Origin of the sequence: Oerskovia rustica (assembly GCF_014836555.1) — a bacterium.
Lineage (GTDB): Bacteria > Actinomycetota > Actinomycetes > Actinomycetales > Cellulomonadaceae > Oerskovia > Oerskovia rustica.
Window position 1 is genome coordinate 64,402 of sequence record NZ_JACSQQ010000020.1, and the last position, 9,205, is coordinate 73,606.

Below are 9,205 nucleotides of genomic sequence, written 5' to 3' on the forward strand. Positions count from 1 at the left end.
CGACCTGCCCCGCTCGGTCGTTTCCGCGACAGGTGAGCGTCAGCGCGCGACCAGGTCCTGGTACTCCTCGTGGAGCTGCACGAACGCCCGGATGAACGGGCACAGGGGCACGACCTTCTGCCCCGAGGCCCGCACCTGGTCGAGCGCCCCGCGCGCGAGCGTCGACCCGACACCGTGGCCCGCGAAGGCGTCGTCGACCTCGGTGTGCGTGAACACGACCTGGCCAGGTTGTCGCACGTACGCGGCGAAACCCGCCACCTCCCCCTCGGGGGTGCGTGCCTCGAAGCGCTCCTCGGCCGTGTTGTCCACGACCGCGATCTCCTGCGTCTGCTCGCTCACCCGTTCATCATGCGGGGCCGCATCGGTTCGCGCGCGCCCGGTGGAACGGTGACACTCGGTACGTGCCGACGAGTCGCCGGCTCCCGGGGTCGCACGCGCCGCGCGTGTGCCGTCGACCGGGGCAACGGATGGGAGAATGAGACGGTGGTACAGGATCCCCCTCGCGCAGCGGCAGACGACTCCCGCAACCCCTACCGTGTCGTCCTCAGCAAGCCGGGGGCGCTGAACTTCTCGGCCGCCGCCGTCGTGGCGAGGCTCCCGATGTCCATGGTCGGCATCGGCATCGTCCTGATGATCCAGGGCATCTACGGCTCGTACGCCCTGGCCGGACGCGTGTCCGCGGCCTACGTGATCGCGCAGGCCATCGCCTCGCCGCAGATCGCGCGCTACGTCGACCGCGTGGGCCAGGCCAAGGTCATGCGCCCGCTGCTCGTCGTGAGCACCCTCGGGCTCGTGGGCCTGATCCTCTCCGCGGTCAACCAGGCCCCCGAGATCTGGCTCTACGTGAGCGCCGTCGTCGCGGGCGCGAGCATCGGCTCCTACGGATCGATGGTCCGCGCGCGCTGGAGCCATGCCGTCAAGGACCCGCGACAGCTCCACACCGCCTACTCCCTGGAGTCCGCTCTCGACGAGCTCGTGTTCGTCGTCGGCCCGGTCCTCGCGACCCTGCTCGCGACCGAGGTCACCGACTCGGCGGGCATCATCGTCCCCGCGGTCGCGGCCGTCGTGGGCGGCGTGTGGTTCCTGTCGCAGCGCCGCACCGAACCACCCGTGATCCCCGTCGTCCCAGGCGTCAAGCACGGCTCCGCGATGCGCTCGCCCGGCATGGTCGTGCTGGCCGTCGTCTTCGTCGCGATGGGCTTCATCTTCGGCGCGACCGACGTCTCCACCATCGCGTTCGCCGAGGAGCAGGGGTCCAAGTCGGCGTCGGGCCTGATCCTCGCGGTCTTCGCGCTCGGCTCGCTCATCTCGGGCCTCGCCTACGGCGCCCGCCACTGGGTCTCGCCGCTGTGGAAGCGGTTCGCGATCGGCATGGTCGCGCTCGCCCTGGGCGTCTCCCTGTTCTTCGTGGTCACGTCGCTGCCCATGCTGGCCGTCGTCATGTTCGTCACGGGCTTCACGATCGCCCCGACCCTCATCAACGGCAACGCCCTGGTGCAGAACCTCGTGACGCCGAACCAGCTCACCGAGGGCCTCGCGTGGGTCGGGACGTCGCTGGGCGTGGGCGTGTCGTTCGGGGCGTCGATCGCGGGCTCGCGCATCGACGCCGCAGGCGCGCACGCGGGGTTCCAGGTCGTCATGATCGCGGCGGGGCTCGCGGTCGTCGCGGTCCTCGCCTCGCTGCGGGTCCTGCGCCGAGGTGCGCCGCGCCCGGATCTCACCGACGACCCCGTCGTGACCGACGAGGCGTAGCCACTGCCGCCCGTTGGCTCGTCGAGTGTGCACTTCGGGCTGTCCCGAGGCACTGGGGACAGCCCGAGCTGCACACTCGACGCGCACCCGCTGTGACGCGGACCTGACACCCGGACGTGACCAGCGGAACGGCCCCAGCGGCTGCGTCCCGCGGGCTTCCGGCGCACGATGGAGAGGTCCCCAACCCTTTCGTGCGGAGGTTTCCTCATGGCTCTCGGACTCGGCCGGCCCCAGGACAAGCGCAACAGGACGGTCGCCGACCTCCTCGTCGCGCAGCTCGTCGAAGCGGGGGTCGAACGCATCTACGGGATCGTGGGCGACAGCCTCAACCCCGTGGTCGACGCGGTCCGGCGCAGCCAGAAGGGGAAGGGCAAGGGCATCGAGTGGGTGCACGTGCGCCACGAGGAGGCCGCCGCGTTCGCCGCCGCGGCCGAGGCCGAGGTCACCGGGAAGCTCGCGGTCTGCGCGGGCTCGTGCGGGCCCGGCAACCTGCACCTCATCAACGGGCTGTACGACGCCAACCGCTCCAAGGTGCCCGTCCTCGCGATCGCGAGCCACATCCCCAGCGCGCAGATCGGGACGAGCTTCTTCCAGGAGACGCACCCCGACCGCCTGTTCACCGAGTGCTCGGTGTACTCCGAGATGATCTCGTCGGCCACGCAGGCGCCGCGCGTCATCAACTCCGCGATCCACCACGCGTACGGCGCCCCGGGCGTCGCGGTCCTGACCATCCCGGGCGACGTCGCGGACCTCGACGCCGCAGCCGAGGTCATCGACGTCGCGGTCCACCCCGCGAAGCCCCGGATCGTCCCGGACCCCGACGCGCTCCGGACCCTGGCCGACGCGATCAACAAGGCCAAGAAGGTCACGATCTTCGCGGGCGTGGGGACCCGCGGGGCGCACGACGACGTGATCGCGCTCGCCGACAAGATCGCGGCTCCGATCGGCCACTCGCTGCGCGGCAAGGAGTGGATCCAGTACGACAACCCGTTCGACGTCGGGATGAGCGGGCTGCTCGGCTACGGTGCCGCGCACGACGCCATGCAGGAGGCAGACCTCCTGGTCCTGCTCGGCACCGACTTCCCGTACGACCAGTTCCTGCCCGAGTCCGTGCGGACCGCGCAGGTCGACACCGACCCCACGCACCTGGGCCGCCGGACCCGGCTCGACGTCGCCGTGGTCGGCGACGTGGGCGAGACCGTGCGGCTCCTGCTGCCGCTCGTCGACACGGCCAAGAACCGCTCGTTCCTCGACGGCATGGTCGCCAAGCACGAGAAGTCGATGACGGGCGTGGTCGGGGCGTACACCAAGGACGTCGAGAAGCACTCCCCCATCCACCCCGAGTACGTCGCGGACGTCCTCGACCAGGAGGCCTCCGACGACGCGGTGTTCACCGTGGACACGGGCATGTGCAACGTGTGGGCTGCCCGGTACATCAGCCCCAACGGCAAGCGGCGTGTCATCGGGTCGTTCCTGCACGGGTCCATGGCCAACGCGGTGCCGCACGCGATCGGCGTCGCGGCCGCGCAGCCCGACCGCCAGGTCGTCGCCATGGCGGGCGACGGCGGGCTGTCGATGCTGCTGGGCGAGCTCATCACCATCAAGGCCTACGAGCTGCCCGTGAAGATCGTCCTGTTCGACAACGCGAGCCTGGGCATGGTGCGCCTCGAGATGCTCGTCGACGGGCTGCCCATGTTCGGCACCGAGTCGCCGCACATCGACTACGCCGCGGTCGCGAACGCGATCGGGATCCCGTCCGTGCGGGTCGAGCGGGCCAAGGACGTGCGGGGGGCGCTGCGGGGCGCCCTCTCGCGCCCCGGGCCCGCGCTGGTCGACGTCGTGACCGACCCGCGCGCGCTGTCCCTCCCCCCGACCATCACGGCCGGGCAGGTCCGCGGCTTCGCGGTCGCGATGAGCAAGGAGGTCCTGGGCGGCGGCATGGGCGAGGTCGTGTCGATGGCCCGGGCGAACCTGCGCAACGTGCCGCGCCCGTAGGTCCGGCCTGGAGTCCGGCCCCGGCCCCGGCTCGTCGAGTGTGCAGTTCGGGCTGTCAGAACGCTCCCGGGACAGCCCGAACTGCACGCTCGGCGTCCGGCGTCCGGCGTCCGGCGTTCGACGCCCCTCAGCGGGGGAGGTAGCGCACGAGCAGGTCGAGGTAGCCGTCGCGGTCGAAGTCCTCGACGAGTGCCGACTGGAGCATGCACCCCTGGCACGCGCTGACGAACAGCGGCGCCTGCTCGGCCGCGAGCGCCGCAGCCTCGGCCTCGCCGTGGCCGTTCGTGTTCCGGTGCCACACGGTGAGGTAGTCCTCGAAGGTCCGCAGGATGCGGTCGATGACGCCGGCGGCGAGCTCTCGCAGCGCGGGGTCGGTCATGGCTTCTCCCCAGAGCTGGACGAGGATCCGGGGGTCGCGGAGCTCGCGCTGCACTCCGGTCATGAGGACCCGGACGACCTCGGCCGGGACCGGGAGCGGTTCGTTCGCGGCGAGCTTCTCGATGTCAAGAACCCGCGCGCCGACGATCCGGCTCGCCGTCTGGTGGACGAGCTCGGTCTTGCTCGCGAAGTAGCCGTAGATCGCGCCGGCCGACACACCTGACTCGGCGATGATGTCCGCCATCGAGGCAGCCTGGAACCCCTTGCGGCGGAAGACCCGCAGGGCGGCCTCGACGATCTCTTCGCGGCGCGCGGTTCGGTACTCCTCGGTCACTCTGGGCACCGACCCACCATAAACCGAACGTTCGCTCTTGACAGGCGCGGGCGCCGGGCGCGAGTCTATAAAGAACGAACATTCGTTTTAAGGAGCCCCGAGATGAACGCCCTGCCCCCGCGTCCTGGCACCACCCCCTGGCCGCGCACCCTCGGTCTCACCCTCGGGCTCGTCGCCCTCGTGAGCGCCCTCGTCCTGGCCTTCCTGTGGCCCTCGGTCACGGCCGACCCCCGGGACCTCCCGATCGCCGTCGCCGGCCCGGCAGAGCAGGTCACCCAGGTCGAGGCCGGCCTCGAAGCGAGCAGCCCCGGCGTCCTCGACGTCACCGCCGTCGCCGACCGCTCCGAGGCCGTGGCGCTCGTCGAGGCGCGGGACGCGTACGGCGCGATCGTCCTGGGTCCCGCTCCGGAGATCCTCACGGCCTCGGCCGCGAGCCCGGTCGTCGCCCAGCTCCTCGGCGAGCGGGCGACCGCGCTCCAGGTCCAGGTCGACGCCGCAGCGGCCGCTCACGGCGCACCGGTCGGCTCAGCACCAACCGTCGTCTTGACCGACGTGGTGCCCCTCTCCCCCGACGACGCCCGTGGCACGACCCTCGCCGCAGCCACGTTCCCCCTCGTGCTCGGCGGACTCGTCGGCGGCGTCGCGATCGCCCTCGTGGTGCGCGGCACGGGGCGCCGTCTCGCGGGGCTCGGGGCCTATGCGGTCGGCGGCGGACTGATGATCGCGGCGATCCTCCACGGCATGGGGGGACTGCACGGTGCGTTCCTCGCCGACTCCGCCGCCGTCGCGCTCACGCTCCTCGGGATCTCGGGCACGATCGTCGGCGCCACCACGATCCTCGGGCGGCCCGGTCTGGCCGTCGGGCCGGTGGTCTTCCTGCTCTTCGCCAACCCGATCTCGGCTGCCGCGATGCCCGTCGAGATGCTGCTGTCCCCGTGGGGGGCCATGGGGCAGTGGTTCCCGCCTGGCGCGTCGGCGACCCTCCTGCGCACGCTGTCCTACTTCCCGGGCGCCGACGCGTCGTTCCCCTGGCTCGTCCTCGGCGGCTGGGCGGTGCTGGGTGTCGGCCTGGTGCTTGCCGGGTCGGTCCGTGGCGGGACGTCGCGGTCGACGGCGCCGACCGCGACCAGCGCCCCCGCGGTCGACGCCCTGGCGACCGTCCACTGAGAAGCGCCGGGGCGGGCGGCGCTCGTGCGCCCGCCCCGTCCGCCCCCCGTCCGCAGAACCCCTCGAATCGATACGATCGCCAGCGTGCTCACCAAGATGACGGTCACCGACGACCAGCTCTCCCGCATCGTGTCCCCGCTCGGCGAGATCGCCGACGCCGCTCCCCTGGACGGCGGCCTGTTCGCCTCGACGTTCCGGGTCGACCTCACGGACGGTCGGCGCCTCGTCGTGAAGATCACGAGCGCCGACACCTCCCGCCTCCTGCGCTACGAGCACGGGATCCTCGGCACCGAGGAGGACGTCTACCGGCGCGTGGCGGACCGCCCCGACCTCCTCATGCCGCGCGTCGTCCACAGCGACTTCAGCCGGACCGCGCTCGACGGCGACGCCCTGGTCGTCACGTTCCTCGACGGCGACGTGTGGAACACGCTGCCCCCGCTCGACGACGCCGCGACGGAGCGCGTGCGGCACGACCTCGGCGCGTTCATGGCCCGCCTGCACACCGTCACGGGAGACGCGTTCGGCTACCCCGCCCCCGCGTCCGGGATGAGCGCCCCGACGTGGCCCGAGGCGTTCGGCCTCATGGTCGACGCGCTGCTCGCCGACGCCCGCACCTGGGACGTCGACCTCCCCGCCGACGCCCTGCGGGCCGTGGTCGCGCACCACCACGACGCGCTCGCCGAGGTCACGGTCCCGCGCCTCGTCCACGCCGACCTGTGGCCGGGCAACCTCTTCCTCGCGGCCGGGTCGCCCGGCCCCGTGGACCCCGCAGGCTCCCCCGACGAGCCGTCCCCGCTGCGGCTGAGCGGCGTGATCGACACCGAGCGCTGCCTGTGGGCCGACCCCCTGTACGAGCTCGCGGGCGCCGACCAGCTCGGCCTCGGTCCCGTCCCGCCCGCAATCGCCGAGGGCTACCGTTCGGCGGGCGGCCGACTTCCCGTCGAGGAGCCGTGGTTCACGTCCCCCGCCCCGGGTGAAATCCCGCCCGACGACGGCGCTCCCCGCGTGCGCGGCGCCGTCGGGCAGGTGCGTCCCGGGGCGAGCACGCTCGGGGCCGCCGACGTGCGCCTGCTCCTGTACCGCGCGTACATCAGCGCGGTGCTCGTGACCGAGGTCGTCCCCCGCGACTACCAGGGCGAATGGGTCCAGGGCTACCGGGACACGGCCGCGGCGAACCTCGACGTGCTGCTGGACCAGCTCTCCCGCTGACCCCACGCACCGGCCGTCGGACGCGCATCGGGCCATGTCCCGGGGTGCGTCCGACGGCCGCTCCGCAGAGCGCGGGACCACCCGGGACGAACGGGCCGCATGGTGCGGACTACCCATCTCGTCCCGGGGCAGGGTTGAGTCACGCTAGAGTTCGGGCAAGTTCACGATCACGTCAAGTGCTCGGGCGGCCCGTGCTCGGCGGCGCGACGTGACCGACCCTGGGGGGTATGCGGTGATCACGTTCGTCGTCGTCGGCATCGTCGGGCTCGCGCTCGTCCTGATCTCGATGATCCTCGGGGAGTTCATCGAGCTCGGCGACGGCGCCGTCTCGGGGACCTCGCTCGGCGTCGGGGCGATCGTGTTCGGCGCGACCGGGGCGATCGTCGTCTCGAACGACCTGCCCGTCGTCCTCGCGTACGTGGGCTCCGCGGTCCTCGCAGCCCTCGCAGTCCTCCTCGTGGCCGTGCTGACGGCCAAGCTCCGCGCGTCCGACGACGCCGTCCCGGTCTCCCTCGTCGGCGTCCAGGGCACCGCGACGAGCGACATCTCGCCCGCGACCGGAGAGGTCTCGCTCGACGCCGCGCACGAGCTCGAACGACGCCTCGCCTGGGCCGACGAGCCGATCCCCTCGGGGGCCCGCGTCGTCGTCCTCGAGCAGTCCGGCACGCGCGTCCGCGTCCGGCGGTACTTCCCCAACGACTGACCTCTCCCACGGATGACCCCGCCGGCGACCCCGGCCGCACGACGAGCACCACCAGCACCACCAGCAGGACCGGCACGACCGCACGACCCGCACGCACGACCCGCCACCGAAAGGAGTCGCGCCGCAGGCGCGTACCGACATGCTCGAAGATTCCAACCTCGTCGGCATCATCGCCACGATCGCCCTGGTCATCGCGTTCTTCGCGATCATCACCTTCATCGCCAAGCGCATCCGGCGCGTCCCCCCGAACGAGGCCCTGATCATCGTCGGGCGCGGCGCGGGCCGCAAGGAGGCCGCGGGCACCGGCCAGCGCGTCGTCACCGGCGGCCGCACGTTCGTGTGGCCCATCCTCCAGCAGGGCTTCTCCATCTCCCTCGAGCAGCGCCAGATCGGCATCACGGTCGAGGGCGTCGACAAGAACCGCATCAAGATCGCGATCAAGGCCTCGATCAACTTCAAGGTCCGTGGTGACGAGGAGGGCGTGCGCCGTGCGGCCCAGCGCTTCCTGTCCCAGCAGGGCACGCTGACCGAGATCATCAAGGAGTCCCTCGAGGGCTCGCTGCGCTCGATCGTGGGCGACATGACGATCGAGCAGATCATCTCCGACCGCAAGGGCCTCTCGGACCGCGTCGTCGAGTCGACCAAGACCGACCTCTCGGAGCAGGGCCTGCAGGTCGACCTGCTCAACATCTCGGACATCTCGACGCCGGGCTCCGACTACCTCGCGAACCTCGGCCGTGCCGAGGCCGCTCGGGCCCGCCAGGTCGCCGAGGTCTCCGAGGCCGAGGCGCAGCGGGCGTCGGAGTTCGCCGCGATCGACGCCGCCGAGCAGATCGCCGAGCGCCAGAAGGCCCTCGACCTCAAGCGCGCGATCATCAAGGCCGAGACCGACAAGGCCAACGCCGAGGCGGAGGCCGCAGGTCAGCTCGCCCGGGCCGAGCAGGAGCGCCTGGTCGCGGTCGAGGAGCGCGAGGCCCTCGCCGAGCAGGCCCGTGTGACGCAGGAGCGCCTCGACATCGAGATCCGCAAGCCCGCCGAGGCCGCGGCCTACGCCGAGGTCCAGCGCGCCAACGCCCAGCGCGACTCGTCGAACGCCGCGACCGAGGCCGACGCCTACAAGCGCACCACGATCGCCGAGGCCAACAAGACCGCCGCGATCCAGGACGCCGAGGCCTCCGCCGAGGCCGTCCGCCGCGCCGGTGAGGCCGAGCGTGACCGCCAGGTCGCCCTGGCCGTCGGTATCAAGGCCGAGGGTGAGGCGCGGGCGTTCGCGGTCGAGGCCGAGGGGCGCGCAGAGGCCGTCGCCACGGACGCCAAGGCCGAGGCGCTCAAGAAGTACGGCGAGGCGGCCCTGGTCCAGGAGCTCATCGAGCGCCTCCCGGAGATCGTCCGCGCCGCGGCCGAGCCCATCGGCAAGATCCAGGGCATGACCGTCATCTCGACCGACGGCGCGAGCGCGGTCACCAAGAACGTCGCGTCGGTGCTGGGCGAGGGCCAGCAGGTCATCAAGCAGCTCACGGGCGTCGACATCAACCAGCTCATCGCCGGGCTCGCCGGCGGTCACCTGAGCGGCCAGTCGGCGTCGAACGGTTCGGCCGCGTCGACCGCGTCGTCCAACTGATCCGTCCCTGACACCGGCGGGGGGGGGGGGGGGGGGGGGGGGGGGG

At 72.1% G+C, this 9,205-nt stretch carries 8 protein-coding genes; 6 read left to right on the plus strand and 2 right to left on the minus strand.

The features are described from left to right. Positions 1–39: 39 nt before the first annotated feature. Positions 40–339, minus strand: a complete 300-nt coding sequence (locus H9652_RS20330; RefSeq protein ID WP_191796575.1) for a GNAT family N-acetyltransferase — start codon at positions 337–339, stop codon at positions 40–42. A 144-nt stretch (positions 340–483) separates the two neighbouring features. Between H9652_RS20330 and H9652_RS12720 the strand changes: the two genes are divergently transcribed. Together H9652_RS12720 and H9652_RS12725 are read left to right on the plus strand one after the other, a co-directional pair. Then, positions 484–1,752, plus strand: coding sequence for an MFS transporter (locus H9652_RS12720; protein WP_318244154.1), 1,269 nt, complete (start codon positions 484–486; stop codon positions 1,750–1,752). Positions 1,753–1,959: 207 nt separating this feature from the next. Continuing rightward, positions 1,960–3,747, plus strand: a complete 1,788-nt coding sequence (locus tag H9652_RS12725; protein WP_191796577.1) for a pyruvate dehydrogenase — start codon at positions 1,960–1,962, stop codon at positions 3,745–3,747. A gap of 127 nt (positions 3,748–3,874) precedes the next feature. Here the strand turns inward: H9652_RS12725 and H9652_RS12730 are convergent, their stop codons facing one another. Beyond that, the gene (locus H9652_RS12730) at positions 3,875–4,468 is read right to left on the minus strand and encodes a TetR/AcrR family transcriptional regulator (RefSeq protein ID WP_168210032.1); all 594 of its coding nucleotides are present in this window, start codon (positions 4,466–4,468) and stop codon (positions 3,875–3,877) included. Between the two features lie 93 nt (positions 4,469–4,561). On the opposite strand from H9652_RS12730, the gene H9652_RS12735 reads away from it, so the two are divergent. From H9652_RS12735 to H9652_RS12750, 4 genes are all read left to right on the plus strand, one after another. After that, positions 4,562–5,626 carry a hypothetical protein gene (locus tag H9652_RS12735; RefSeq protein ID WP_191796578.1) on the plus strand — a complete coding sequence of 355 codons (1,065 nt, stop codon included), beginning with the start codon at positions 4,562–4,564 and terminating at the stop codon, positions 5,624–5,626. An 84-nt stretch (positions 5,627–5,710) separates the two neighbouring features. Further along, positions 5,711–6,835 (plus strand): phosphotransferase family protein, encoded by a 1,125-nt coding sequence (locus H9652_RS12740; RefSeq protein ID WP_191796579.1) that lies wholly within the window; start codon positions 5,711–5,713, stop codon positions 6,833–6,835. Between the two features lie 208 nt (positions 6,836–7,043). Further along, positions 7,044–7,538, plus strand: a complete 495-nt coding sequence (locus H9652_RS12745) for an NfeD family protein (RefSeq protein ID WP_318244155.1) — start codon at positions 7,044–7,046, stop codon at positions 7,536–7,538. Positions 7,539–7,677: 139 nt separating this feature from the next. Then, positions 7,678–9,159 (plus strand): flotillin family protein, encoded by a 1,482-nt coding sequence (locus H9652_RS12750; RefSeq protein ID WP_191796580.1) that lies wholly within the window; start codon positions 7,678–7,680, stop codon positions 9,157–9,159. Positions 9,160–9,205 lie beyond the last annotated feature (46 nt).